Below are 25,898 nucleotides of genomic sequence, written 5' to 3'. Positions count from 1 at the left end.
AGGCAGCCTGAGGAGGATATTTCCTTCTTTGCGTAGGGATTTCCTGATTTCAAATATAGGAATTTGAACCGCATTCTCACGCACTGATGACGATGCCTATAACAATAAAAGAAACGTCCTACACGAAGATTCAGAAAGGCAGCAAAAAGGCCCGCATGCGGGCCTTGTGTACAGTACGACGGGCGTAGGTCAGGCCCGCGCCAAAGCAGGCAGCGGACGAGCCAGTAAACGCTCATCGAGTAGCCCCAGTCCCTCTTGAAACAATTGGTTGCTGCGATCGGTTTCACCCAGTTGCCCCAGCAGCCTAGCAAGCTCGGCGCAGGCTTCGGGGTTGCGTTGCAACTTCAGGCTGGCTTCCAGATAGTCCCGCGCCTTGCCCCACAGGCTGCCCTGCAGGCACAGCCGGCCCAGGGTGAGCAACAGGCCCGGGTCGTCGGAATGGCCCTTGAGCCAGCCTTCTGCGGTTTGCAGTTGCTTCGCCGGATCGCTACCGCGCACCAGGCCGTAAAGCCGGGCCAGATGGCTGTTGTATTCGCGCTTCATGGCGTTGCGCAGCACGTCTTCTGCCTGGGCATCGGCGCCGTGGCGACGCAGCTGCTCGGCGTAGGCCAGAATCAATGTAGGCTCCTGACGCTGAGCCGAGGTGAGCTGTTGCCAGGCCTTCTCCAGCGCTGGCAGACCCGCCGCACCGGCTTCGCCTTCCGCGCCGCGATAAGCCGCCAGCGACAGATTCTCGCCCCAGGCGCGTTTTTCCAGCTCGGCCAGCTCCTGCGCCGGCAGGACCTTGTCCTTGCGCAACTCGGGCATCAGGCGGATCAGCTCGGACCACTCGCCGCGCTGGCGATACAGGCGCTGCAGTTGACGCAGCACCTGCGGATTGTGCGGATGACGCTCCTGCATGGCCTGCAGGGTCGAGAGCGCGCCGTCGCTGTCACCGCGATCGATCTGCAGTTGAGCGTGGCTAAGCGCGACAGCCAGTTCCGCGTGGGGCTGACGCTCCAGCGCGCGCTCCAGCAGGTTGTCGCTGTCCTCGTAGCGGCCCTGCTCGTTGGCCGCGCGCGCAGCGCCCAGGTAGTACTGCAGCGGCTGCGGCTCGGCTTCGGCGGCGCGGTGCAGGTGCTTTTGCGCACTGGCCCAGCGGCCTTCGGCCAGGTCCATCTGCCCTTGCTCGATGGCGATCTGGGTGCGACGGCTGCGATTGCGACGGGACCATGGGTTGACCACACCGCCCGAAGTCGTCAGCAGTGTCACCAAGCCTCGCACGATCCAGACAACCAGCCCGATGGCGACCAGCAACGCCAGCGCCGCCCAGAGGCTGGACTCGTAGCGGAAGGTGTCGTAGGCGATCAGCACGTAGCCGGCATGCCGGGAGATGGCCAGCCCCACCAACGCCGCCGCGACGATCAGGACGAAGACGATCACATAGGCGCGCTTCATGGGCGGCTCCCTGACGGCGTTGCGTCAGGCTGCTCCAGCGCACCGCCCACTGGCGTGTGACGCTGTTCGAGGTAGGCCTGCACGGCGCCCAGGCTCTGGGCCAGGTCCGGCGTCACGACCGAAACCGGCTGTTTGGCCAGCTCGTCCAGACGCTCGCCCAGCACCTTGCTTTGCGGGTTGTCCTTGTTGAAGTTGGCGTCCAGCACGCTGCGGGCCTCGGCCACGGCCTTGCTATAAACGGGCGCTTCGCCGTTGAGTGCGGCCCACTGTGCCTGCTCCAGCGCCAGGCTCAAGGCCAGGCGCACCTGGGTCAGGCCTTCGCCTGCCAGCAACGGACGGATGTTTTTGTCGGCGTTGAAATCGATGCGGATGTACTGGGAAATCTTGTCCCACCACGTGGCCCAATAGCTGTCTTCGCTGCCATCGGTCAGACCCAGCAACGACTCGCCCTTGTCCTTGTATTCCGGCGCCAGCGCGTTGAGCTGAACGGCCTGATCGCGCAGCGCGGCCAGTTGCAGGAACAGCCCGGTGCGGTCCGGCTGATCGACGCTGCGCAGCGCCGCCAAGCTCTTGGCCAATTGCTCGCGGGCGGCATAGGCACCCGGGTCGTCCTGCTCGCGCAGAATTTCGTCGGCGCCCTGGACCAGCGCCTGGGCGCTGTTAATGTCTTGCAGCGCAGACAGCCGCAGGCTCGCCAGACGCAACAGATGCTCGGCCTCGGCCAGACGCCAGTCCTTGCGGCTGGCACCGAGCACGGTTTCCAGACGCTGGCTCAGGCGCTGCTGGTCACCTTGCAGTTGGGTCACCAGGCGACGGCGATCCTCAAGCTCGGCCGCAGGCGGCAATTGCGCCAGACGCGCCGCCAACTGTTGCTCGCTCTGCTTGAGGCTCTGAGTCTGGGCGCTGATGTCCTGCAACTGGCCGGACTGCTGCTGATGGCCAGCCTGGATCGCCCGCAGTTGCCAGACGCTCCAGCCGCCGACCGCAACGCCGGCTGCGCCCAGCAACAGCGCCAGAACGGCCAGTCCCGTACCGGAACGACGAGGGGAAGGTTCTTTTTGCGCCGGATCAGGCAGTGGCGCGGAGTTGGCCAGTACCGGTTCGGCGTCATCTTTGGGCAAGACTGTTTCGCTCACGTATCCATCCTGTGCATTTGGGCGCCATCGCGTCGTACGAGCCGTCGTCGATCATTGCGCCTGAGAGGCAGGTTCGGGTTGTGCCCGCAACGCTGCCAGCAAGGCCGCGGCATTCGCGCCACGACAGTCCACTACGTGCTGAGCCCCGGCATCGCGCGCAAGTTCCGCGACCCGAGGACTCGGTACGAATAAAGGCAACCGCGCAAGCGTCGGCCAGGCATCGCCCGCCAGTTCGCGCAGATGTTGAAAACCCTGTCCACTGCTGACCACCAGCCCGTTCAGGCGTTCCGCCTCGACCCGCTGTGGCAGGACGAAAGCCGGGTACTGCGGCAGCACACGACGGTACAGCGGCAGATAATCCACAGCAACTCCCTGCTCGCGCAGGCGCTCGGCCAGCCATTCGCGGCCCTCTTCCCCGCGCATGATCAGCACCTTGGGATCGTAGCCAGCAATAGCCTGTTGCAGTTGCGGCAGAGCGACCAGCGCTTCGCTGTCATCGCCCTGCTCGGGGTAGAACACGCGCAGCCCGTAGTCGTCGAGAATCTGCGCGGTGCCGGCGCCCACGGCGAACCAGTCCTGCATCGGCGGTTGTGGCCAGACCTCGTCGACCATTTCCAGCCCCAGCCGGGCGGCGGGCTTGCTGACCACGATCACTGCGCAATACGTTGCCAGGTTGTAGATGATCGAGCGATTTTCTTCCGAAACCGGCAATGGCTCGATGTCCAGAAGCGGCAGACTGGTGCTGAAAACGCCTTCATCCGCCAGGGTCCGGGCTAGCGCCTCGGACTCATCGGCAGGACGCGTCAGCAGCAAGCGCCAGCCCTTCACTCCTCGCCCGCCTCGCCGTACACCGCCTTGAGAATCTGCGCGGCGCCCTGATCGAGCAGCGCTTCGGCGACCTTCACGCCCAACGCCTGCGCATCGGCCTGAGGCGCTCGTGCCTCGGCGCGCAGCAGCAGGCTACCGGCAGGGTCGCCCACCAGCCCGCGCAGCCACAGCTGGTCATTCTCCAGCACCGCATAGCAGGCGATCGGCACCTGGCAGCCGCCGTTCAAATGCTTGTTCAGTGCACGCTCGGCGGTCACGCGCACAGCCGTGTCGGCGTGGTGCAGCGGCGCCAGCAAGGCGTGAAGTTCGGTGTCGGCGGTGCGGCATTCGATCCCCACCGCGCCCTGGCCGCCCGCTGGCAGGCTGTGGTCGATGCTGATCGCCGAGGTGATGCGGTCTTCGAACCCCAGGCGGATCAGGCCGGCGGCGGCGAGGATGATCGCGTCGTACTCGCCCGCATCCAGCTTGGCCAGGCGAGTATTGACGTTGCCACGCAGGAAATGGATTTTCAGATCGGGACGCCGCGCCAGCAACTGCGCCTGACGACGCAGGCTGGAGGTGCCGACGATACTGCCGGCGGGCAGTTCATCGATGCTGGCGAAGGTGTTGGAGACGAAGGCATCGCGCGGATCTTCCCGCTCGCAGATGCAGAACAGGCCCAGGCCTGCGGGGAAATCCATCGGCACGTCTTTCATCGAGTGCACGGCGATGTCCGCTTCGTTCTCCAGCAGCGCGGTTTCCAGCTCCTTGACGAACAGGCCCTTGCCGCCGATTTTCGAGAGAGGGGAATCCAGCAGCTTATCGCCACGGCTGACCATGGGGACCAGGGTCACGGCAAGGCCGGGATGGGCCTGTTCCAGACGAGCCTTGACGTACTCGGCCTGCCAGAGTGCCAGGGCGCTTTTGCGGGTGGCGATGCGGATTTCGCGAAGGGACATGGATCAATCCGTACTGAGTGAATGCGGGCGATGATACCAGTTCGGCCCCATGGGGCCGAACGGCTGTCTTGTATCGACACGCATCATGATCCCGATCAACCCGCCCACGCCATGTGGCGGCGTGTCGCCGCCTTCGAACCATGCGCCAACTTGTGGGAGCGAACTTGCTCGCGAATGCGGTGTGTCAGTCAACAATACTGTGGCTGACACATACCATTCGCGAGCAAGCTCGCTCCCACAATGAAGGGTCGTTTCTACAGTTGTTGCATCATCTTGCGCACGCCCGCCACATGCCGGCGGCTGACGATCAGCGCATCGCCATTGAGCCCCTTGAGGAACAACTGGAAGTGCCCCAGCGGCGTTCGCTGCAGGCGCTCGATGCGGTCACGGGCCACCAGCGCGTTGCGGTGGATGCGCACGAAACGGTCACCGAACTCGTCTTCCAGCGCCTTGAGCGGCTCGTCGAGCAGCACCTCGCCGTCTTCGTGGCGCAGGGTCACGTACTTGTGGTCGGCGATGAAATAGATCACGTGATCCAGCGGGATCAGCTCGATGCCTTTGCGGGTGCGCGCACTGATGTGGCTGCGCGGGCCGCTTCCGCTTTCGGCTGCCGGGCGAGTCATCGCCGCCAGTTGCACACGGTTGGGGCGCTCGGCCTTTTTCAGGGCTTCGAGCAGGTTTTCAGGACGCACCGGTTTGACCAGATACCCAACGGCGCTGACCTGGAAAGCCTCCAGGGCAAACTCGTCGTGGGCAGTGCAGAACACCACCGCAGGCGGGGTGTCGCGTTCGCACAGTTTGGCAGCGACCTGCAGGCCGTCCAGACCCGGCATGCGGATGTCGAGCAACACCACATCGGGTTTCAGGCTGTCGATCAGCGTCAGGGCTTCTTCGCCATTGGTGGCGCTGGGTTCAAGGACCCGATAGCCCTCCAGGTCGCCAACCAGACGGCTCAGGCGATCGCGGGCTAGGGGTTCGTCATCAACGATCAGGACATTCATATTGCTCTGGCTTCCTGCGTGAGTCTCGCACAAGGATAGCGTAGACAGGTGAAGTGACGACCGTCACGGCGTTCCACGCTCAGACTCGCGAGAGGGCCAAAAAGTGCCGTGATTCGGGCGCCGATATTTGCCAAGGCCTGCTGAGTGCCGCTCGAAGCCTGCCTCTGGGCGGCTTCTTCATAGGGATTACTGACACGCAATATGAATACTCCCCGTTCGTAGTTCGCCTCGACCCTGACCACCCCGCCTTCGACGCGGGGCGCGATACCGTAGATCAACGCGTTCTCTAGTAATGGCTGCAAGGTTAGCTGGGGAATCGGCACATCGTCGGGAATTGCACTGACGTCCCAGTCCAACTGTAGACGCTCGCCGAGGCGATATTGCTCAATCGACAGATATCGTTTGGCCAACTCCAGCTCTTCTCGCCATGTGGTCAGCCCGCCGGGCTTGCCCAGGCTGGCGCGAAACAGGTCCGACAGATCCAGCACCGCCTGTTCGGCCTTGGCCGGGTCGCTGGTGACCAGGCTGGCGATGCTGTTAAGCGTGTTGAACAGAAAGTGCGGGCGGATGCGCGCCTGCAACGATTCGATCCGGGCCCGCAGCTCTGCCTGCTGCTGTTTGCGCCACTGACTCTGTAAATAAAAGTAGCGCAACATCAGCGCCGACATGATCAGCGCTATCAACGAATAACGCAGATAGCGCTCGATGTCGCCGCCGGCCGTGTCCGCACCCTCCAACTGACAATAGTCAGTGACCGCCGTGCATGCCACGGTCACCGCCACCACCAAAAGACAGCCCAGCGCGCCCGCGATACCGGGCCGCAGGCGCGCCAGCCACGGCCGCAACCCGCACAGCAAGGCCGCCGACAGCAGCACGATCCACTGCACGAACAGCGAGATCAGCGCCAGTCGCACCCAGTCGAACCCCGGATGCATCGGTTCGACCAGCACTAGGACCAGCACCAGCAGTTCGGCCAACACGACCAGCACCAGCAGCGCCCCGGGTAGGCACAGTTCCGGAAGGAAGAATTCTTTTCCGGCCGCAGCGCTCTGGCCCGGATTGTTGCGCTCGATTTGCATGGGCCCAGTCTCGACCCTCGCGCCCCTGCGGGCAAGCTGCGCGGCATAAAAAACAGCAATGCTGTTATCATCTGCCGCGCCTTTTGAAAGGGCGCCGCGAATTCTCAATCAGCACAGTAACCAGCACAGCAGCGAGCGAATCCATGAGCACCGACAAGACCAACCAGTCCTGGGGCGGCCGCTTCAGTGAACCCGTCGACGCCTTCGTCGCACGCTTCACCGCCTCCGTCACTTTCGACCAGCGCCTCTACCGCCACGACATCATGGGCTCGGTCGCCCACGCCACGATGCTGGCCAAGGTCGGGGTACTGACCGACGCCGAGCGCGACGCCATCATCGACGGCCTGAAGACCATTCAGGGCGAGATCGAGGCCGGTACGTTCGACTGGCGCGTGGACCTGGAAGACGTGCACATGAACATCGAAGCGCGTCTGACCGACCGCATCGGCATCACCGGCAAGAAACTGCACACCGGCCGCAGCCGCAACGACCAGGTCGCCACCGACATCCGCCTGTGGCTGCGTGACGAGATCGACCTGATCCTGGCCGAAATCACTCGCCTGCAAGACGGCCTGCTGGGCCTGGCCGAGCGCGAAGCCGAAACCATCATGCCCGGCTTCACCCACCTGCAGACCGCGCAGCCTGTCACGTTCGGCCACCACATGCTGGCCTGGTTCGAAATGCTCAGCCGCGACCACGAGCGCCTGGTCGATTGCCGCAAGCGCACCAACCGCATGCCACTGGGCAGCGCCGCACTGGCTGGTACCACCTACCCGATCGACCGCGAATTGACCTGCCAGCTGCTGGGCTTCGAAGCGGTGGGCGGCAACTCGCTGGACAGCGTCTCGGATCGCGACTTCGCCATCGAATTCTGCGCTGCGGCCAGCGTGGCCATGATGCACCTGTCGCGCTTCTCCGAAGAGCTGGTGCTGTGGACCAGCGCGCAGTTCCAGTTCATCGATCTGCCGGACCGTTTCTGCACCGGCAGCTCGATCATGCCGCAAAAGAAAAACCCTGACGTGCCCGAGCTGGTACGTGGCAAGAGCGGCCGCGTGTTCGGCGCCCTCATGGGCCTGCTGACCTTGATGAAGGGCCAGCCACTGGCCTACAACAAGGACAATCAGGAAGACAAGGAGCCGCTGTTCGACGCCGCCGACACCCTGCGCGATTCGCTGCGCGCCTTCGCCGACATGATCCCGGCGATCAAGCCCAAGCACGACATCATGCGTGAAGCGGCCCTGCGCGGCTTCTCGACTGCTACCGACCTGGCCGACTACTTGGTACGCCGTGGCCTGCCCTTCCGTGACTGCCACGAAATTGTCGGCCATGCCGTGAAATACGGCGTGCAGACCGGCAAGGACCTGGCCGAAATGTCGCTCGATGAACTGCGCCAGTTCAGCGACCAGATCGAACAGGACGTGTTTGCGGTCCTGACCCTGGAAGGTTCGGTCAACGCCCGCAACCACATCGGCGGCACCGCGCCGGCTCAGGTAAAGGCGGCAGTGGCCCGCGGCAAGCAGTTGCTCGCTACGCGTTAAACCACCGACGATTCGTAGCAGCACGGCTTGCCGGCGGGAGCGCCCTTGAAGATCGCCCCCCCAGCAAGCCGTGCTGCTACGACTGCTTAGACTGCCTGCACCCGCTTCAGAAATCTGGGCAAGTCGGCCTCCCGCTCCGCAGCGACGATCCGCGCATTCGGCCGCTCGCTGAGCCGCGCCAGCAATTCCCCTCCCCCCTCGATAACGCCCAACAAGTCCAGGTCGAACAGTCGTTCACCCACCTGCTGCGCCAGATCCACGCTGTACATGAAATAGATATCCGCCAGCGTGAGCGTCGCCCCCGTCAGATAGGGCGCCATTTGCGCACGCCGCGCCAATGCCGCAAATCCTTTGATCAGATCCCTACGAGCCTTGGCTTTCAACGCCTCGGGCGTCGCACGCCCGCCGAACAGGACCTCGACATAGCACAGCCGCGCGGGCAACTCGATGTAGAGCTCGATTTCCTTGACCGTCGTCCAGACTTGCGCACGCTCGAACGGATCCTCAGGCAAGAGCGGATGTTGCGAATGGGTGTCTTCGAGGTAGCGCAGGATAACGTCGGTTTCGCTGATGAACCCTCTCTGCGTCTGCAAGACCGGGACCTTGCCACGTGCACTGATGGCCAGCGTTTGCGGGTTCTGACACCCATGAAGCGGCACGACTTCGAACGGCAGCTGCTTTTCCAGCAACGCCAGCCTGACCATGTTGAAGTAGTTGCTGGCAGCGAATCCGTAGAGCTTGTACATAGAAAACGGGCCTCCCTGGCCACGTACATTGATAGGGGGCGCCTGTACCAGAACAGTCAGACGCAGTGGCGAAGCTATCAGCCGTTGTCCCGCCGCGCCTTGATCATGATCAAACCGTGGTGAGAAATTGCAGTTAAACTGCGAGCCTTTCCTGAGGAGTTCGCCATGAGCGACAAAATCGACAACGATGACGAAGCGTTCGCTGAATCGACCCTGATCCAGGCCATCGAAAATCAGATCGAAAGCGACAACCCGCCTGCGGCCAAGGCCACCTACAACAAGTTGACGCTGGTCGGTTACGAGCGCGACGACATTCTCAACATGATGGCTCACGTGTTGGCCTTCGAGATTGACCGCATTCTTGAAGAAGATCGCCCGTTCAACACCGAGTGGTACGAACAGGCCCTGCGCGCCCTGCCAGAGCTGCCACCGGGTGTGGCGCTGGACGACGAGTAATCGGCGTAGGTCCTGATGCCCATCACGTTCTGATGATGATCCCCCCGTAGCAGCACGGCTTGCCGGCGGGGCGATCTTGAGGGCGCTCCCGCCGGCAAGCCGTGCTGCTACGGTTCGGGGCGTGTCATTCATATCTGCGCTGGATGACACCCCGCATTCGCCAGCAAGCCGGCTCCCACAGGTACGAAGCTCGCAGGCTTGTGCTGGTGGATACGCCCACCTGACGACCGGCCACATACTTTCTGCAAAACCCCCGCACGCTTACTACACTCCAGATGCCCCGCTGCCGCTTCGATTACGGGGCCGTCACGTCTGCCCATTAGAAAAGTCTGGAGCCTCTATGTCGTTCACCCCTGAATTGGTTGCCGAACTGGAAATCCTGTCTCTGTTCAATCTGCGCAATACCCAGGAGGGCCTGAAAGTCCACCATGTGGCCGCCCCCGCAGCGATCGCTGCCGCCAAACGACTCTTTGAAAAAGGCCTGACCACTCAGGTCGACGGTGGCTACCTCACCAGCCTGGGCCTGGACGCCGCCGAACACGCGCAATCGCTGCTGATCATCCTGTCTACCAACCAGGAAGCGGCCTGAGGTCGCTCGCTCGCGAAGCCTTTATCCGCACCCGTGAAATAAAGGTTTCGCGAACCCTTCATTTATAAGATGCTGCGCCGATAAAATTCTGACGCCAGAAAAAAGACAAGCCGTCGCGTCAACGACCGTTGCTCGCCACCGAAGCTTCTTCCTGCCGCCCAGTTCGCCACCCCAGCAGTGCCGCTCGCCGGCTTTGAGTCGCGATGACGCGTAGTTTCGAAATTCGCCCCGACCTGGATGAGGGCATCGACCGCAAGGTTCTCAGCCAGTTGCGCAACCGCTTCCTGACCCTCAACGAAGGGCGGATGGCCCGTGCCAATGAAGGTCTTTCCACGCGCCAGCAGTCGGTATTGGCGCTGTTGCCGCTGTTCTTTCACGTCAACCACCCGCTGCTGCCCGGCTATGTATCCGGCGCCACGCCTGCGGGGGTTTCCCACTACGAACCCGACGCCCAGGCGCTGGCCGAAGCCCAACGCCTGACCCGTTCGTTTTCCTACCGGGCCAAACGCGGCAGTGCGCCGGAGCCGATCCACGGGATTTTCCTGATGGGCAGCCTGGGCACCCTCGCCCAGGCCGACCACAGCGACATGGACGTGTGGATCTGCCACGACACCACGCTGTCAACCGAGGAAGTGCTGGAGCTGCGCAAGAAATGCCAGGCGCTGGAAACCTGGGCAGCGACCATGGGCGCCGAAGTGCATTTCTTTCTGATCGACCCGGAGCGGTTCGTGCTGGGCGAGCGCGACGCGCAACTCAGCGGCGAAGATTGCGGCACCACCCAACACTACCTGCTGCTGGACGAGTTTTATCGCACCGCCATCTGGCTGGCAGGGCGCACACCGATGTGGTGGCTAGTGCCGGTGTATGAGGAATCCCGCTACGCCGAGTACACCCACACGCTGCTGTCCAAGCGCTTCATTCGGGCGGACGAGGTGATCGACCTTGGGAACATGTCGCACATCCCGCCCGGCGAATTCATCGGCGCCGGGCTCTGGCAGCTGTTCAAGGGCATCGAATCGCCCTACAAGTCGGTGCTCAAACTGCTGCTGACCGAGGTCTACGCCAGCGAACACCCCAACGTGCAGTGCCTGAGCATGCGCCTCAAGCAACAGGTGTTCGCCAACCGCACCGACCTGGACGAACTCGATCCGTACATGATGGTGTACCGCCGGATCGAGGAATACTTGCTGTCACGTGGCGAGCATGAGCGCTTGGAACTGGTGCGGCGCAGCCTCTACCTGAAGGTCAACAAGAAGCTCACCGGCCTGTCGCGGCACCGCACCACCAGCTGGCAGCGCCAGTTGCTGGACAAGCTGGCCAAGGAATGGAAGTGGGACGAACGCCAGCTGGCGCTGCTCGACAGCCGCAGCCAGTGGAAAGTGCGCCAGGTGTCCAGCGAACGCCGGGCGCTGGTCAGTGAGCTGAACTACAGCTATCGCTTCCTGACCCAGTTCGCTCGAACCCAGAACGCCATCAGTTCGATCAACAAACGCGACCTCAATGTGCTCGGGCGCAGGCTCTATGCGGCCTTCGAGCGCAAGGCGGGCAAGGTCGAGTTCGTCAATCCCGGCATCGCCCCGGACCTCGCCGAAGACACCCTGACGCTGGTGCAGTCGCCCAACAAGCGCGAGCCCGGCAAATATCAGTGGGGGCTGTACAACGGCAACCTCGGCGCGCACGAGTGGGAAAACTTCGCGCCGATCAAGCGCAGCCGCGAGCTTCTTGAGCTGCTCGCCTGGTGCCATCGCAACAACGTGATCGACAGCAGCACGCGCCTGGCGCTGCACCCGGGCACCAGCGATCTGACCGAATTCGAGTTGTTCAACCTGCAGGGCGCCCTGCAACAGAGCCTGCCGATGCCGCTGGGAATGGTCAGCGAAGAGGCCTTGCTCAAGCCCACCGTGCCGACCGAGATCCTCCTGCTGGTGAACGTGGGCGTCGACCCGCTCAAGCACCACAAGGACCTGAATATCCTGATGACCACCGAACGCACCGACTCGCTGAGTTACGCGGGCGTTCGGGAGAATCTGGTGCTGACCTTCGATCAGATCACCCTCAACAGCTGGAACGAGGTGCTGGTCAGCCGCTTCGATGGCCCGCACGCGCTGCTCGACTGCCTGACCGAGCTGCTCAATCACCTGCCCGACTCGCAGCCCAAGCCGGTGATTCGCGTGCGCTGCTTCTGCCACAACCGCGCCACCGCCATCGCCCAGCGCGTTGAAGAGCTGATCAACACCGCGCAATTGCTGCTGGCCCGAGGCCTGAATCATCGTTACCTGATCCAGATCGAGCAGCAGTACCACGTACTGGAAATGCTGCCCGGGCAGGTCAATCACGTGCCGCTCGACAGCCTGCCCGCGCTGTACGACTACCTGGGCGAAGAGCTGCCCGGCTACAGCCCGATCCACCTGGACCCGCAGGCGCTGGACGACAGCGACCTGTCGCTGATCATCCCGTTCGGGCAGCCCGAATGCATTCAGGTGTTCTACCGCATCAGCGAACCCTTCGCCGATCTGTACGTGCTCGACGAGCACAACGCACTGTGGCATCAGCGCCTGCCGTATCACGACGAGCCCAGCCTGTTGATGCCGATCCAGCGTTTCCTGCAGTCACTGATGTACCGACGCGGAGCGCTGTTGCCGCTGGACAACCCGATGGACCCGCAGGTACTGGAAACCCTGTATTACCGCGTAACCCCGGACGGCAACGGCCGCGCGCGGCGCATCGAACAGCGCCTGGCGCCGGTGACTCAGACCGACAAGCCGTTCTACGACGTGCAGGCCATTGTCGAAGAGGCTTCACCGGGAGAGGTCAACGTCACGCTGTACTGCGACGGCATGGAGTTTTCGGAGCTGGAATTCGGCGAACAGCTGTTCAGCGTCGTTGCGCGGCAGATTCTTGAACGGCGCAGCGAACCCCAGCGCTACCGCTGCTACATCACGGATCTGGACCTGTCGGGGATTCTGGCCGATACGCGTGGGGAGACGATTCTGTTCCTGCGCTACAAGGCCGAGCTTGAGAAGTCGCTGAATGAGGCGATGGCGCTGGCTTGAAACTCGATCATGTGGACTGGCCGCTGTGGGAGTGAGCTTGCTCACGAAAGCGACAGGTGTACCCATGAAGATGGATGTACCGGCCCCTTCGTGAGCAAGCTCACTCCCACAGGGCCAATACACCATCAGATCAGCGGAGTGTCCTACGCTGTTCAGCCTGACGCACAATCTCGCGCCTGCGCTCGTCGGTGGCGGCGCGCCACTCGCGGATGTCTTCGACGTGGCGATGACACCCGGTACAGACCTTCTGCTCGTCCAGCCGGCACACACTGATACACGGCGACGGCACGGCCGGGCTGACGTTACTGAACAACGGCTTGGGTGGGCGAACGGCAGCGGCGCTGGTGGTCACGGTCAGTTGCCGTCGATGGCGTCGAAGTCGATCTCCACGCCCGCCTGCTTCTGCGCCAGACGGCCGAGCATCTCGCCCAGCAGCTCTTCGGTCTTGTCGCAGACCCAGCGCTTTTCTTCGCTGTCGTAGTCGAAGTGGAAACCACCGGCGACAGCGGCCAGCCACAGTTGGCGCAGCGGCTCCTGGCGGCTGAAGATGAATTGAGTGCCGTTTTCGAATTTCACGGTCAGCACCCCGGCCGAACTCTCGAGGTCCAGATCCAGGTCGCTCTCGTCGAAGATGTCTTCGAGCTTCTCTTGGGTCGCATCGACCAGGTCGTGAAAGCGGGCTTCGGTCAAACTCATTGCAGGAACCTCGAAAGTGTCTACGGATGGCGCAGCGACGCAAGATACGGTCGCTGCCAGCCAATTGCAAAGCATACCCGCCCGCAGGCAGCCTGCCGCGCCAGAAAAACCCACTTTCGCCACCCAGCCGCCGAGCGGTTGCGTCAAAGCCCCGCCGGACGGGAACCCTGGCGCATAGGCAATCTGTCGGGTGGTGGGTATACTCGGGCGCAATTAATGCTTATACAAAGGATTTCGCCATGAAGCGCCTGATTTCCTCACTGGCCGCGCTGCTTGCTGTCGCGTGCCTGGTCTCTGCCTGCGGTCAGAAAGGTCCCCTGTACTTGCCCGATGGTGAAAAATCCAACGCGCCTGGCAGCCAGGACAAGCCTAACTCGCACAAGCATTCGACCTACTAGGAATCAGCCATGGAAGCCTTCAACTACCGCGACGGTGAGCTGTTCGCGGAAGGCGTGGCATTGTCCGCCATCGCCGAGCGTTTCGGTACGCCGACCTACGTCTACTCTCGCGCTCATATCGAGGCGCAGTATCGCGCCTACGCCGATGCCCTGAGCGGCATGCCGCACCTGGTGTGCTTCGCCGTAAAAGCCAACTCCAACCTGGGCGTGCTCAATGTGCTGGCGCGTCTGGGCGCCGGTTTCGATATCGTTTCCCGTGGTGAACTGGAGCGCGTGTTGGCTGCTGGCGGTCAGGGCGACAAAATCGTGTTCTCCGGTGTCGGAAAGACCCGCGACGACATGCGCCGCGCCCTTGAAGTCGGCGTCCATTGCTTTAACGTCGAGTCCACCGACGAGCTGGAGCGCCTGCAGGTCGTGGCCGCCGAGATGGGCGTTCGCGCTCCGGTCTCCCTGCGTGTTAACCCGGACGTCGACGCTGGCACCCACCCGTACATTTCCACGGGCCTGAAAGAAAACAAGTTCGGCATTTCCATCGAGCAGGCCGAGGACGTCTACATCCGCGCCGCTCAGTTGCCGAACCTGGAAGTGATCGGCGTCGATTGCCACATCGGCTCGCAGCTGACCACGCTGGCACCTTTCGTCGATGCGCTGGATCGCCTGCTGGACCTGGTCGACCGCCTGAGCGATTGCGGCATCCAGCTGCGTCACCTGGATCTGGGTGGCGGTCTGGGCGTGCGTTATCGCGACGAAGAGCCGCCGCTGGCGGGCGACTACATCAAAGCCGTGCGCGAGCGCCTGGCCGGTCGTGACCTGGGCCTGATGTTCGAACCGGGCCGTTTCATCGTCGCCAACGCTGGCGTGCTGGTGACCCAGGTCGAGTACCTCAAGCACACCGAGCACAAAGACTTCGCCATCGTCGACGCGGCCATGAACGACCTGATTCGTCCGGCGCTGTATCAGGCGTGGATGAATGTCACGGCGGTCAAGCCGCGTGACGGCGAGGCGCGCACCTACGACATCGTCGGCCCGATCTGCGAAACCGGCGACTTCCTGGCCAAGGATCGCGAACTGGCGCTGGCCGAAGGCGATCTGCTGGCCGTGCATTCGGCCGGTGCCTACGGTTTCGTCATGAGCTCGAACTACAACACCCGCGGGCGTGCCGCCGAGGTGCTGGTCGATGGCGATCAGGCGTTCGAGATCCGTCGCCGCGAAACCCTGACTGAGCTGTTTGCCGGCGAAAGCCTGCTGCCGGAGTAAGCCCATGCTGCTGCGTTTTACCAAGATGCATGGCCTGGGCAACGACTTCATGGTGCTGGACCTCGTGAGCCAGCACGCGCATATCCTGCCCAAGCACGCCAAGCAATGGGGCGATCGGCACACCGGTATCGGTTTCGATCAGCTGCTGCTGGTCGAAGCGCCGAGCAACCCGGACGTGGACTTTCGCTACCGGATCTTCAACTCCGATGGTTCCGAGGTCGAGCAGTGCGGCAACGGCGCGCGCTGCTTTGCCCGCTTCGTGCTGGACAAGCGCCTGACCGCCAAGAAGCAGATCCGCGTCGAAACCAAGAGCGGCATCATCGAGCTGGACATCCGCAGCGACGGCCAGATCAGCGTCGACATGGGTGCGCCGCGCCTGGTGCCGGCGGACATTCCGTTCGTTGCGCCGCAGCAGGCCACCAGCTACACGCTGGATGTCGAAGGCGAAAGCGTCGAATTGGCGGCGGTATCCATGGGCAACCCCCACGCGGTGCTGCGCGTGTTCGACATCAACAATGCGCCGGTGCATGCACTGGGGCCGAAGATCGAGCACCATCCGCGCTTTCCGGCGCGGGTCAACGTCGGCTTTCTGCACGTGGTCGATCGCCAGCGCGCGCAGTTGCGCGTCTGGGAACGTGGCGCCGGGGAAACCCAGGCCTGCGGCACCGGCGCCTGCGCGGCAGCGGTCGCAGCCATCAGCCAGGGCTGGATGGACTCGCCGCTGCTGATCGATCTGCCTGGCGGGCGCCTGTCCATCGAATGGGCTGGCCCAGGGCATCCCGTGTTGATGACCGGCCCGGCTGTCAGGGTCTATGAAGGCCAAGTACGTCTATGAGTGAGAGCATGCAATGACCGACCAGCCTCAGACTTCAACCGACCTGCCCAGCGAATCGCCTGCCGATATCGCAGCGCCCGCCCTTGAAGCCGAGGCTGTCGCGGCATGGCTTGCGCAACATCCGGACTTCTTCGCCGATCACGATGAGCTGCTCACCAGCATGCGCATCCCCCACCAGCGCGGCGACAGCGTCTCGCTGGTGGAACGCCAGCTCAAGCTGCTGCGCGAGCGCAATATCGAGATGCGCCATCGCCTGTCGCAGCTGATGGACGTGGCCCGTGACAACGATCGCCTGTTCGAGAAAACCCGCCGCCTGATTCTCGCCCTGATGGACGCCACCAGCCTGGAAGAGATCGTGATTGCGGTGGAAGACAGTCTGCGTCAGGACTTCCAGGTGCCCTTCGTCAGCCTGATTCTGTTCAGCGATAACCCCATGACCGTCGGCCGCTGGGTCAGCGCCGCCGAAGCGCAGAAAGCCATTGGCGGGCTGATGTCTGGCGGTAAGACGGTCTGCGGCGCCTTGCGTGAGCACGAACTGGAGTTTCTGTTCGGCGCCGACCAGAGCAAGGAAGTGGGCTCCACGGCCATCGTCTCCCTGAGCCATCAAGGCGCGCATGGCGTGCTGGCCATCGGCAGCCGCGATCCACAGCACTACAAGAGCTCGGTCGGCACGCTGTTCCTGAGCTACATCGCCGACGTGCTGAGCCGCCTGCTGCCGCGCTTCACCAACGCCCTGCGTTCGGTGCGCTAGCCATGGAGCGGCAGCTGGACGCTTACTGCACGCACCTGCGCAGTGAGCGCCAAGTGTCGAGCCACACCCTGCAGGCCTATCGCCGTGACTTGAGCACGGTGCTGGGCTACTGCGAAAAACAGCAGATCAACAGCTGGACCGCGCTGGACGCCCAGTCCATGCGCGGGCTGGTGGCGCGCCTGCACTCTCAAGGCCAGTCATCGCGCAGCATCGCCCGACTTTTGTCGGCGGTGCGCGGCTTTTATCACTACCTCAATCGCGAGGGCCTGTGCGATCACGACCCGGCCAATGGCCTGTCACCGCCCAAAGGCGAGCGGCGGCTGCCGCGCACACTAGACACCGACCGCGCACTGCAGCTGCTGGAAGGCGGCGTCGAAGACGACTTCATTGCCCGCCGCGATCAGGCGATTCTCGAACTGTTCTATTCCTCTGGCCTGCGGCTGTCCGAACTCACGGGATTGAATTGCGAAAACCTCGACCTGGCCGACGGGCTGGTCCAGGTGCTCGGCAAGGGCAGTAAAATGCGCGTGCTGCCCGTGGGCAAAAAGGCCCGCGAGGCGCTGGAGGAATGGCTCAAGCAGCGCGCCCTGGCCAACCCGCAGGACGATGCGGTGTTCGTCAGCCAGCAGGGCCGACGCCTGGGGCCACGCTCGATCCAGTTGCGGGTCAAGGCCGCCGGTGAGCGAGAGTTGGGGCAGAACCTGCATCCGCACATGCTGCGTCACTCGTTCGCCAGTCACTTGCTCGAATCGTCGCAAGACCTGCGCGCCGTGCAGGAGCTGCTCGGCCACGCCGACATCACCACCACGCAGATCTATACCCATCTGGATTTTCAACACCTGGCAACGGTGTACGACAGCGCCCACCCACGGGCCAAACGCAAGGACTCTTCAGACCATGAGCATTAAGCTGATCACCTTCGACCTGGACGACACCCTGTGGGAAACCGCACCGGCCATCGTCAGCGCAGAAGCCATGCTCCGTGACTGGCTGGGCGAACACGCCCCGAAACTGGGCCCGGTGCCGGTGGAGCACCTGTACGAAATTCGCTCACGGCTGGTCGAGGCCGACCCGAGCCTCAAGCACCGAATCAGTGCACTGCGTCGTCGCGTGCTGTTTCATGCGCTGGAAGATGCCGGTTATCCACAGGCCGAGGCGCAGGGCCTGGCGGATCGCAGTTTCGAAGTGTTTCTGCACGGGCGGCATCAGCTGGATATCTTCCCGGAAGTGGTGCCGACGCTGGAGATCCTGACCAAGTCCTACACCTTGGGCGTGGTGACCAACGGCAACGCGGACGTGCGCCGCCTCGGCCTAGCAGACTTTTTCGCTTTTGCCCTGTGCGCCGAAGACATCGGCATCGGCAAACCCGACCCTGCGCCGTTCGTCGAAGCCCTCAAACGCGGCAAGGCCCAGGCCCATGAGGCCGTGCACATCGGCGACCACCCCGGCGACGACATCGCCGGCGCCCAACAGGCCGGAATGCGGGCGATCTGGTACAACCCGGGCGGCAAGGTTTGGGAAGCGGACAGAAGACCTGATGCCGAGATTGGGAATTTGACGCAGTTGCCTGAAGTGTTGGCGCGGTGGGGGTAGTGCCTGACAGGCGACGCTTACTTTGATGCCTTTCAGGCCTATTCGCGAGCAAGCTCGCTCCCACATTTGTTGCAACGTGCCGCATTCCAGAGGTCGCCTTTGTCCGCCTTGTGCGTCCGACGCGATATCAGGGCGGGCCTAAAAGCAGGCGATGGGGCCTATCAGACCACGGCGCGTTTCAACAAATGTGGGAGCGAGCTTGCTCGCGAAAAGGCCCGCAGGGCATCAGAGTAAGCATTCCAAGTCAAACATTAATAAAGCCAAACCCCAGGCCAAAAAAAGCCCGCAGCGACAGCGGGCTTTTTTCCAGCAGGTATCAGACACCCTCAGATAGGGCGGCTACCGTACTTGTTGTCAGGCTTCTTGGGCGGATCGGCGACCACGTTGGCCTCCACTTCCTGAATCTTTCCGCCACGGGACAGGAATTCTTCCATCGCCCGAGCCAGCGCATCGCGCTCTTTGTTCTTGGCTTCGACGCTGGGCAGCTCGTCGACCGAGACCGCAGCCTTGGCCTTGCCCTTGGTCGGGGTCGCAGAGGCCTCAGGGCTGTCGTCGGCTACGTCCGAGCCATCGTCATCGGGACCGGAAGCCGCAAGCTCCTCACCGTCCTCTTCATCGTCCAGACCGTCTTCAATCAGATCGTCGTTGTCATCGTCGCTCATGTTCTACCTCATGACTTGCGAAAGCAGATTAGTTATAGCCTAGCTGCGCTTAATTTCTAAGACAGCCAGAAAAAATTCAACTACCGCTGACTATCAGCGGTCTCGCCCCTCACCCTGAAGGGTGGCGAGGACTTTGCGCGCACCGCCGACATCTCGATGCTCGCCTAAATAAACACCTTGCCAGGTCCCCAGCGCCAACCGTCCATCCGATACCGGAAGGGTCAGCTGGCAGCCTAGCAAACTGGCCTTGAAGTGCGCGGGCAGGTCGTCAGGACCTTCGTCGTCATGTTCAAACCCCTGTTGTCCTTGTGGGACCAGCCGGTTGAAGAAACGCTCGAAGTCGCGCCGCACTGCCGGGTCGGCGTTCTCGTTGATGGTCAACGACGCCGAGGTATGCTGCAGCCACAAATGCAACAGCCCGACTCGACAATCTCGCAGCCAGGGCAGCTGAGCGACGATTTCATCGGTTACCAGATGAAATCCGCGCGGCCTTGCCCGCAGGGTGATTCCGGTCTGTTGCCACATACAGTTCTCCGCCCTTCGGCGCGCATTCTAACGCGCTGAATGAAAAAGCAAAGCGCGTAATGAGTGACGTTTTCTGTAAGCCGAAACCCCGTGTTCACGTCAAGCCTCGACACGCTTGAGAGAGGCTCTGCTCCGGCAAGTTCAAGCCGATCGCACCCGACACGCCCGCCGCTGATATCCGGTAATGCCTATCGACAAATGCCAGACAAAAAAATGCCCGGTCACCCGGGCATTTTTCAACGCAAGCGGCGCTTACAAGTTGTAGCCACGCTCGTTGTGCTGCGCAAGGTCCAGGCCCACCGACTCTTCTTCCTCGGTGACACGCAGGCCCATGACCACATCCAGCACCTTGAGGATGACGAACGTCACGATCGCGGTGTAGATAATGGTGAAGCCCACGCCTTTGCACTGAATCCAGACTTGTGCGGCGATGTCGGTGACGGTGCCGAAGCCGCCCAGCGAAGGGGCTGCGAAGACGCCAGTCAGGATCGCGCCGAGGATACCGCCGATACCGTGAACGCCGAAGGCATCCAGGGAGTCGTCGTAGCCCAGTTTGCGTTTCAGGCTGGTGGCGCAGAAGAAGCAGACTACGCCAGCCGCCAGGCCGATCACCAGGGCGCCCATCGGGCCCACAGTGCCGGCAGCCGGGGTGATGGCAACCAGACCGGCAACCACACCCGATGCGATGCCCAGTGCGCTTGGCTTACCGTGGGTCAGCCACTCGGCGAACATCCAGCCCAGCGCCGCAGCAGCGGTGGCGATCTGAGTAACCAGCATCGCCATGCCTGCGGTGCCGTTGGCCGCTGCAGCGGAACCGGCGTTGAAGCCAAACCAGCCTACCCACAGCATCGCCGCGCCGACCAGGGTGTAACCCAGGTTGTGCGGGGCCATCGGGGTGGTCGGGAAGCCCTTGCGCTTGCCCAGCACCAGGCACGCCACCAGACCGGCCACACCGGCGTTGATGTGCACGACGGTACCGCCAGCGAAGTCCAGTACGCCCCAGTCCCACATCAGGCCGCCCACGCCGCTCCAGACCATGTGAGCGATTGGCGCATAGACCAGGGTGAACCAGATGGCCATGAAGATCAGCATCGCAGAGAACTTCATGCGTTCTGCGAAGGCACCGACGATCAGGGCCGGAGTGATGATGGCGAACGTCATCTGGAAGGTGACGAACACCGCTTCAGGGAACAGCGCCGCGGCACCGGTAATGCTCGACGGGGTGATACCCGAAAGGAACGCCTTCGACAGACCGCCGACGAAGGAGTTGAAGTTCAGAACGTTGGCTTCCATACCGGTGGTATCGAACGCCAGGCTGTAGCCGTAGACCATCCACAGGATGCTGATCAGGCCAGTGATCGCAAAGCACTGCATCATGACCGACAGAACGTTTTTGGAGCGAACCATGCCGCCGTAGAACAGGGCCAGACCCGGGATGGTCATGAACAGCACCAGCGCGGTCGAGGTCAGCATCCAGGCAGTGTCGCCTGAGTTGAGGACTGGGGCTGCCACTTCGTCTGCCGCCATGGCCAGGCCAGGGGTTACGAGGGACAACAGGGCTCCTAGCCCTGCGAATTTACGCAGAGTCATTGTGTTTTCTCCTGGGGCGTTGGGTTTGGCGGCTTAGATTGCGTCGGTATCGGTTTCGCCGGTACGGATGCGAATAGCCTGTTCCAGATTGACCACGAAGATCTTGCCGTCACCGATCTTGCCGGTGTTGGCCGCCTTGGTTATCGCTTCGATAACGCGGTCCAGATCCTTGTCGTCGATCGCAACATCGATCTTCACCTTGGGAAGGAAGTCGACTACGTATTCCGCACCGCGGTACAGCTCGGTGTGGCCTTTCTGACGACCGAAGCCTTTGACTTCAGTAACGGTGATGCCCTGCACGCCGATTTCGGACAGCGACTCGCGGACGTCGTCCAACTTGAACGGCTTGATGATGGCAGTGACTAGCTTCATGAAACTCTCTCCCGAATTGGTGGACTTGCCCCAGGAAAACAAACCCGTCTCAAGTCTAAGCGCAGTGTCTGGCTTTGTAACGCGTCGAAGGCCCCAAACAGACCCGACCCTCTCCAGAAAACCGCTTCTGACGAAACACTTCCCTGCTCCGCTTGCCGCACTGCATTCGTCACAGCGACTGCATCAGTGCATGGGTCATATGCCACTAAGCAGAAACCTTGCCACATCGCGCAAAGCCAGGAATTACCGGCCTTCGATGGACGTCGATGAGTTTCAGATGGCCATCATCCAATCCTTGCGCACAACAACAGTGCGCGCCTGCACGGCCCCATGCGCGAAAACCGTGCAGCACGGCACAAGCCAGGCACCACAGGCGCTGCGTGCTACACTGGCGCCCCTCTGATTGACGGAAAACCACCATGCTCGCGCCCAAAGCCTTCCTCGACGCCCTGAGCGGCCACGCCTCGAAACTGTTCAACGGCGAGACGCCACTGCCGCGCAACGAATTCGAAGCCCAGTTCAAGGCCCTGATGCAGAGCGGTTTCAGCAAGCTTGACCTGGTCAGCCGCGAAGAATTCGACAGCCAGATGGTCGTCCTGGCCCGCACCCGCGCACGGCTAGAGGCGCTGGAGGCGAAGATGGCGGAGCTTGAGGCGCAGGTAGTGGGGGCGGCGAAGGAGTAAGAAGGCGAGCGCTATATGCGCCACGCGATAGACACCCTGGATGGCCCACTGGAGGTATGGAAAGTCGCTTACACCAATGGCGGCCACCGTCTGGCGTTCATCGATGCATATGAAGCCAGGAACGACATGCTGGTGATCGTGGACATCCAGGGCGATCACATTTTGTGGAATTTCATGCATGGCCGCTCAAAGACGATGAACCGCCATCGTCAGGGAGAATTGCTCTACCAGCGTTATGAAATCGAGAGCAAAGAAAAAGGGCAGCTGTGAGGCTGCCCTTTCATTGTCTGAATCCTGATATTGGCATCCTCAGGAAATGGGATGAGAGGTCTCACCACCACCGATCTTGCAGCATCGCTGGGGTACCTACGTCAGTCATTGCCCTGCAAGGCCACTGATTTCGCGCTCTGCTGCTATTCTCTAGCAAAGTGGGAGTCGACGTACACCCCCGCCGCCAATCGGCACCATCGCCCGCGCAAGGCCCTAGAATCACTGCTACCCCTCCACCTTGACCGCCCTTGAGCATGTAGCAGGAAGCGGTGCGGTACAAAGTCAGTTCACGTCGTACGCTATTTTCTTAAGCCGAGTGCAAGTCGGCGTCGAAGTCCCGCCCTTTAACGTCGCCCCCTAGCCAAAATTTGCCAAGCCTGACGCCCGCCGATTTGCTGCAAAGACGGCGAGAGAGGAATCGTCCCCGGGGTACAGCCTTAAAATCAGCGGTGAACTATAGGTAATGGATTCAGTTTTTTTAGCCTGTCGCGCCAGGGAGTTTTCCTCAAGACATGACAAAAATATGAGTCGTGAACTTTAGGTAATGTATTCAGTTGTAGAGGCTCTCGCCTCAAGCAGAGCGTCCCTAGGCAATACGCCAACTTCAGCCTTGAACTTCAGGAAATGAATCCAGCTTTCAAAACCACGTTATCAAGGGGCACACCTCTAAAAAGACATCAATGCCAGTCGCAAATATTTTGGTAATGCATTTAGTATTCAGGATCATCACGCCATATTTTTTCTTGACGATCAAAACCACCATCACAATAATAAATTCGAACCCGACACAACATGCGCAACGGATAATTCACTTATCAGAGGCCGTGCACGCAATGGACTGTATAAATGTAAAAAATCTATCTAAAACCTATCAAATAAAAGAACAATCGAATGGGCAGCTCGGCTGGCTGAAAAGCCTAATATCTCCTAAAATTTCGGAAAAAACGGCTGTTGACGATATTTCATTTACCGTCAAACAGGGTGAGGTCGTAGGATTTCTCGGCCCTAATGGCGCAGGCAAAAGCACTACGTTGAAGATACTGTCAGGCTTGCTTTATCCGACTAATGGAAAAGTCTCTGTTCTCGGATACAAACCACAGCAGCGCACCAAAGAGTTTCTTAAATCCATATCGCTCATCATGGGCCAACGTCAACAGCTGATCTGGGATTTGCCAGCGATGGAGACGTTTCGAATGAATCAAAAGATATTCGAAATCCCCGACGAACAGTTCAAACAGACTTATGGCCATCTGGATGAGTTGCTTCAGGTGTCGAAGCTGGCTAAAGCGCCGGTAAGAACCTTGTCGCTCGGCGAAAAAATGAAGTGTGAGCTTGTCGCATCGTTACTTCATGACCCCAAAATTTTGTTTCTCGACGAGCCGACTATCGGACTCGATGTTGGGGTGCAAAAAACAGTTCGCTCATTTATCCGAGACTATAGCCGCGAACGAAATGTAAGTGTTTTGCTAACGTCCCACTACATGCAGGATATTGAATACTTATGCAAGCGAGTTATTGTTGTTTCCAATGGAAAGATCTCCTTCGATGACACCCTCGAGTCTTTGCGTAAACGTATGTCGGATCATCGCATCATCACGGTGGAGTTGTCTGAAAGTGTTATGGCTTCTGCACTTGGCCGGTACGGCTTGGTGCGCTCTGCAGGAGATTTTGTACATGAGTTACTGGTGCCGGCTGCCAAGGTGGTTGGCATCTGTACGCAGATTCTGGCCGAGCAGCCAGTCATTGATATTTCCATCGGAGATCCACCGATCGAAGAGGCTCTATTAAAGCTGTTCACGACCTCTCACGACGAAGCCGGACAAGAAGTCAAGGGTGCCCCCGGGGAGTGTGTCGAGTGAGCCGGTTTGCCATGAAAGCTTCAGGCATTGCGCGCACAGCGATTCGTCGCAAGGCTGCGCATCGTGCGGAGTTGTTTGTATTGGTTCTCGCCTCTTTGGTGCCGTTGTTCATGATGGTCATCTGGATGGGCATTGCAAAGAATGCCGCACTGGAAGGGTTCACTCCTGCCAGGTTTGCCGCTTACTTTACCTTGGTGTTTCTGGTTGGCGAAATCGTCTCCAGCACAGCTACTGAAGAAGTAGAGAGCGACATCCATTCGGGGAATATCGCCAGCTTTCTCCTGAAGCCGTTCAATATTACCCTCTATTACTTCATGGGGGAAATGGCTTCGGCGATGGTTAGAGCCATGCCGATACTTTTTCTAGTGGCTGGAGTATTCCTTTTTTCCGACGCGAGTAAGTACTTTCACCCAAGCCATCTACTGCCCGCACTGCTCGGAGTAATACTGGGCTTTACCATTAACTACTTATTGTATTTTATTGGTGGCCTTGCGGCGTTTTGGTCTGACCAGGCAAGTGCCTTTGACCTAGTGCTAACCTACATGCTCACATTATTCGGCGGAATCCTCGCACCCTTGACGCTTTATCCGAACTGGATGCAGTCGGTACTTGAATGGTCCCCATTTCCTTACATTGTTAATTTCCCAATACGGATCATCATGGGAGAACTAACACGCGAACAACTGGTGAACGGCTTGTTGTTTCAAGTCATGCTGATTGTTGTCCTTTGTTTGCTAGCTCATTTCATCTGGGCCAGAGGTATCAAACGCTATTCGGTGTTCGGATAATGAACACACTAAGCGCAGTCAAAACGCTTCTGACAGCAAGATTGCAGGCAAACATTAAAGATCGCACCCCTGTCTTTGTCAGTTTGCTGAATACGGCACTACTGGGAATATCCGTATACGTGGTGATCGAGGTTTTTTTCGGAAATGTCGAGACGATCGGTGGCTGGAACAAACAGCAATCGATAGTATTGTATGGCACATTTATTCTTATTCGCTCCTTTGTACAAATGGTCGTATTACCCAACTGCGAGGCGGCCTCCAAGCTCATTATCAGTAAGGCCATTGACACTTACTTGTCCAAACCAGTTGATATTCAAATAATCCTGGCCTTTGGACAGTTTCGCCTATGGCACATTTTCGGGGTCTTGCTTGGACTGGGACTGATGCTGGGTGGCAGTTATGCGCAAGGCCGACTGACGTTGCAGACGTTCGGTGCTTTCTTAGTCTTCATAGTCTTGGCCTGTACACTGGTTTACTCAATCTGGTTCAGCATTGCGAGCTTGACATTCTGGACCAAGAAGACCGGCAGTCTTTCTCACCTGTTATTCATGTTTCTGACAACTGGGCGATTCCCGTCTGGTGCATATCCCGAGTCGATCCAGATCGTGATCATGACCGTAGTTCCTGTCTTTTTCATAATGGAAGTTCCCGCGCAATCAGCGATGGGGTTGACGACGGGGCAGTCTTTGGCGGGCGCTGTAATGGCGACTCTGGCCTTCTTGCTGTTGTCTCGATTGCTTTGGCATTGGGGAATCAAGAAATACCTTCGAAACGGCGGCTGACACTCGGAAGCACCAAACTTTTAGACAATAAGGTAT

The 25,898-nt window shown here is 60.6% G+C and carries 28 protein-coding genes; 15 read left to right on the top strand and 13 right to left on the bottom strand.

What is annotated here, in order from left to right; genetic code table 11:
• Positions 1 to 189: 189 nt before the first annotated feature.
• The 6 genes from AC1MEK_RS27800 to AC1MEK_RS27775 form a co-directional block, all read right to left on the bottom strand.
• Positions 190 to 1,437, bottom strand: coding sequence for a heme biosynthesis HemY N-terminal domain-containing protein (locus AC1MEK_RS27800; protein WP_480399458.1), 1,248 nt, complete (start codon positions 1,435 to 1,437; stop codon positions 190 to 192).
• Complete coding sequence (locus AC1MEK_RS27795) at positions 1,434 to 2,573, bottom strand: uroporphyrinogen-III C-methyltransferase (protein ID WP_480399457.1); 1,140 nt, start codon at positions 2,571 to 2,573, stop codon at positions 1,434 to 1,436. Before AC1MEK_RS27795 ends, AC1MEK_RS27800 begins: the two co-directional genes overlap by 4 nt.
• Before the next feature lie 51 nt (positions 2,574 to 2,624).
• Complete coding sequence (locus AC1MEK_RS27790) at positions 2,625 to 3,401, bottom strand: uroporphyrinogen-III synthase (protein ID WP_480399456.1); 777 nt, start codon at positions 3,399 to 3,401, stop codon at positions 2,625 to 2,627.
• Positions 3,398 to 4,339 (bottom strand): hydroxymethylbilane synthase, encoded by a 942-nt coding sequence (hemC, locus tag AC1MEK_RS27785; RefSeq protein ID WP_480399455.1) that lies wholly within the window; start codon positions 4,337 to 4,339, stop codon positions 3,398 to 3,400. Before hemC ends, AC1MEK_RS27790 begins: the two co-directional genes overlap by 4 nt.
• Before the next feature lie 254 nt (positions 4,340 to 4,593).
• Positions 4,594 to 5,340, bottom strand: a complete 747-nt coding sequence (locus tag AC1MEK_RS27780; protein WP_480399454.1) for a LytR/AlgR family response regulator transcription factor — start codon at positions 5,338 to 5,340, stop codon at positions 4,594 to 4,596.
• Positions 5,337 to 6,419, bottom strand: coding sequence for a sensor histidine kinase (locus AC1MEK_RS27775; RefSeq protein ID WP_480399453.1), 1,083 nt, complete (start codon positions 6,417 to 6,419; stop codon positions 5,337 to 5,339). The genes AC1MEK_RS27780 and AC1MEK_RS27775 overlap by 4 nt, the downstream gene beginning before the upstream one ends.
• A 143-nt stretch (positions 6,420 to 6,562) precedes the next feature.
• Here AC1MEK_RS27775 and argH point away from each other — a divergent pair, with 143 nt between their 5' ends.
• Positions 6,563 to 7,957: an argininosuccinate lyase gene (gene argH / locus AC1MEK_RS27770; protein ID WP_480399452.1), complete on the top strand. Its 1,395-nt coding sequence runs from the start codon at positions 6,563 to 6,565 to the stop codon at positions 7,955 to 7,957.
• Positions 7,958 to 8,043: 86 nt separating this feature from the next.
• Here argH and AC1MEK_RS27765 read toward each other — a convergent pair whose 3' ends face one another.
• Entirely contained in the window at positions 8,044 to 8,703 is a 660-nt protein-coding gene (locus tag AC1MEK_RS27765; RefSeq protein WP_480399451.1) for a glutathione S-transferase family protein, read from the bottom strand.
• Between the two features lie 165 nt (positions 8,704 to 8,868).
• Here AC1MEK_RS27765 and AC1MEK_RS27760 point away from each other — a divergent pair, with 165 nt between their 5' ends.
• From AC1MEK_RS27760 to AC1MEK_RS27750, 3 genes are all read left to right on the top strand, one after another.
• Positions 8,869 to 9,159, top strand: coding sequence for a hypothetical protein (locus AC1MEK_RS27760; protein WP_480399450.1), 291 nt, complete (start codon positions 8,869 to 8,871; stop codon positions 9,157 to 9,159).
• A 340-nt stretch (positions 9,160 to 9,499) separates the two neighbouring features.
• Positions 9,500 to 9,748, top strand: a complete 249-nt coding sequence (locus tag AC1MEK_RS27755) for a TIGR02647 family protein (protein ID WP_480399449.1) — start codon at positions 9,500 to 9,502, stop codon at positions 9,746 to 9,748.
• Positions 9,749 to 9,951: 203 nt separating this feature from the next.
• Positions 9,952 to 12,801, top strand: a complete 2,850-nt coding sequence (locus tag AC1MEK_RS27750; RefSeq protein WP_480399448.1) for a class I adenylate cyclase — start codon at positions 9,952 to 9,954, stop codon at positions 12,799 to 12,801.
• A gap of 130 nt (positions 12,802 to 12,931) precedes the next feature.
• Here the strand turns inward: AC1MEK_RS27750 and AC1MEK_RS27745 are convergent, their stop codons facing one another.
• Together AC1MEK_RS27745 and cyaY are read right to left on the bottom strand one after the other, a co-directional pair.
• On the bottom strand, positions 12,932 to 13,153 hold the full coding sequence (locus tag AC1MEK_RS27745; RefSeq protein WP_480399447.1) for a DUF1289 domain-containing protein: 222 nt from the start codon (positions 13,151 to 13,153) through the stop codon (positions 12,932 to 12,934).
• A gap of 2 nt (positions 13,154 to 13,155) precedes the next feature.
• Positions 13,156 to 13,497, bottom strand: coding sequence for an iron donor protein CyaY (cyaY, locus tag AC1MEK_RS27740; protein WP_480399446.1), 342 nt, complete (start codon positions 13,495 to 13,497; stop codon positions 13,156 to 13,158).
• A gap of 239 nt (positions 13,498 to 13,736) precedes the next feature.
• Here cyaY and lptM point away from each other — a divergent pair, with 239 nt between their 5' ends.
• The 6 genes from lptM to AC1MEK_RS27710 are packed head-to-tail and all read left to right on the top strand — an operon-like array spanning position 13,737 to position 18,331.
• Positions 13,737 to 13,895 carry an LPS translocon maturation chaperone LptM gene (gene lptM, locus AC1MEK_RS27735; protein ID WP_480399445.1) on the top strand — a complete coding sequence of 53 codons (159 nt, stop codon included), beginning with the start codon at positions 13,737 to 13,739 and terminating at the stop codon, positions 13,893 to 13,895.
• Positions 13,896 to 13,904: 9 nt separating this feature from the next.
• Entirely contained in the window at positions 13,905 to 15,152 is a 1,248-nt protein-coding gene (lysA, locus tag AC1MEK_RS27730) for a diaminopimelate decarboxylase (RefSeq protein WP_480399444.1), read from the top strand.
• A 4-nt stretch (positions 15,153 to 15,156) separates the two neighbouring features.
• Positions 15,157 to 15,987 carry a diaminopimelate epimerase gene (gene dapF, locus AC1MEK_RS27725; protein ID WP_480399443.1) on the top strand — a complete coding sequence of 277 codons (831 nt, stop codon included), beginning with the start codon at positions 15,157 to 15,159 and terminating at the stop codon, positions 15,985 to 15,987.
• A gap of 13 nt (positions 15,988 to 16,000) precedes the next feature.
• Positions 16,001 to 16,738 (top strand): DUF484 family protein, encoded by a 738-nt coding sequence (locus tag AC1MEK_RS27720; RefSeq protein ID WP_480399442.1) that lies wholly within the window; start codon positions 16,001 to 16,003, stop codon positions 16,736 to 16,738.
• Positions 16,739 to 16,740: 2 nt separating this feature from the next.
• The gene (gene xerC, locus AC1MEK_RS27715) at positions 16,741 to 17,646 is read left to right on the top strand and encodes a tyrosine recombinase XerC (RefSeq protein WP_480399441.1); all 906 of its coding nucleotides are present in this window, start codon (positions 16,741 to 16,743) and stop codon (positions 17,644 to 17,646) included.
• Positions 17,636 to 18,331 (top strand): HAD family hydrolase, encoded by a 696-nt coding sequence (locus tag AC1MEK_RS27710; RefSeq protein ID WP_480399440.1) that lies wholly within the window; start codon positions 17,636 to 17,638, stop codon positions 18,329 to 18,331. Before xerC ends, AC1MEK_RS27710 begins: the two co-directional genes overlap by 11 nt.
• A 326-nt stretch (positions 18,332 to 18,657) precedes the next feature.
• Here the strand turns inward: AC1MEK_RS27710 and AC1MEK_RS27705 are convergent, their stop codons facing one another.
• The 4 genes from AC1MEK_RS27705 to glnK form a co-directional block, all read right to left on the bottom strand.
• The gene (locus AC1MEK_RS27705) at positions 18,658 to 18,993 is read right to left on the bottom strand and encodes a transcriptional regulator SutA (protein WP_480399439.1); all 336 of its coding nucleotides are present in this window, start codon (positions 18,991 to 18,993) and stop codon (positions 18,658 to 18,660) included.
• A 93-nt stretch (positions 18,994 to 19,086) separates the two neighbouring features.
• A complete protein-coding gene (locus AC1MEK_RS27700; RefSeq protein ID WP_480399438.1) occupies positions 19,087 to 19,518 on the bottom strand; it encodes a secondary thiamine-phosphate synthase enzyme YjbQ in 432 nt (143 codons plus the stop codon).
• 252 nt (positions 19,519 to 19,770) lie between these two features.
• Positions 19,771 to 21,108, bottom strand: coding sequence for an ammonium transporter (locus tag AC1MEK_RS27695; protein WP_480399437.1), 1,338 nt, complete (start codon positions 21,106 to 21,108; stop codon positions 19,771 to 19,773).
• A gap of 33 nt (positions 21,109 to 21,141) precedes the next feature.
• On the bottom strand, positions 21,142 to 21,480 hold the full coding sequence (gene glnK, locus AC1MEK_RS27690; RefSeq protein WP_002555808.1) for a P-II family nitrogen regulator: 339 nt from the start codon (positions 21,478 to 21,480) through the stop codon (positions 21,142 to 21,144).
• 419 nt (positions 21,481 to 21,899) lie between these two features.
• On the opposite strand from glnK, the gene AC1MEK_RS27685 reads away from it, so the two are divergent.
• The 5 genes from AC1MEK_RS27685 (at position 21,900) to AC1MEK_RS27665 (ending at position 25,862) form a co-directional block, all read left to right on the top strand.
• Entirely contained in the window at positions 21,900 to 22,163 is a 264-nt protein-coding gene (locus AC1MEK_RS27685; protein ID WP_480399436.1) for an accessory factor UbiK family protein, read from the top strand.
• Between the two features lie 15 nt (positions 22,164 to 22,178).
• Positions 22,179 to 22,433, top strand: coding sequence for a PBECR2 nuclease fold domain-containing protein (locus AC1MEK_RS27680; RefSeq protein WP_480399435.1), 255 nt, complete (start codon positions 22,179 to 22,181; stop codon positions 22,431 to 22,433).
• 680 nt (positions 22,434 to 23,113) lie between these two features.
• Complete coding sequence (locus AC1MEK_RS27675; protein WP_480399434.1) at positions 23,114 to 24,292, top strand: ABC transporter ATP-binding protein; 1,179 nt, start codon at positions 23,114 to 23,116, stop codon at positions 24,290 to 24,292.
• Positions 24,293 to 24,303: 11 nt separating this feature from the next.
• The gene (locus tag AC1MEK_RS27670; RefSeq protein ID WP_480399433.1) at positions 24,304 to 25,080 is read left to right on the top strand and encodes an ABC transporter permease; all 777 of its coding nucleotides are present in this window, start codon (positions 24,304 to 24,306) and stop codon (positions 25,078 to 25,080) included.
• Entirely contained in the window at positions 25,080 to 25,862 is a 783-nt protein-coding gene (locus tag AC1MEK_RS27665; protein ID WP_480399432.1) for an ABC-2 family transporter protein, read from the top strand. Before AC1MEK_RS27670 ends, AC1MEK_RS27665 begins: the two co-directional genes overlap by 1 nt.
• Positions 25,863 to 25,898 lie beyond the last annotated feature (36 nt).

The organism is Pseudomonas sp. 2, assembly GCF_056627435.1.
This window is presented reverse-complemented; position numbering and strand designations above follow the sequence as displayed.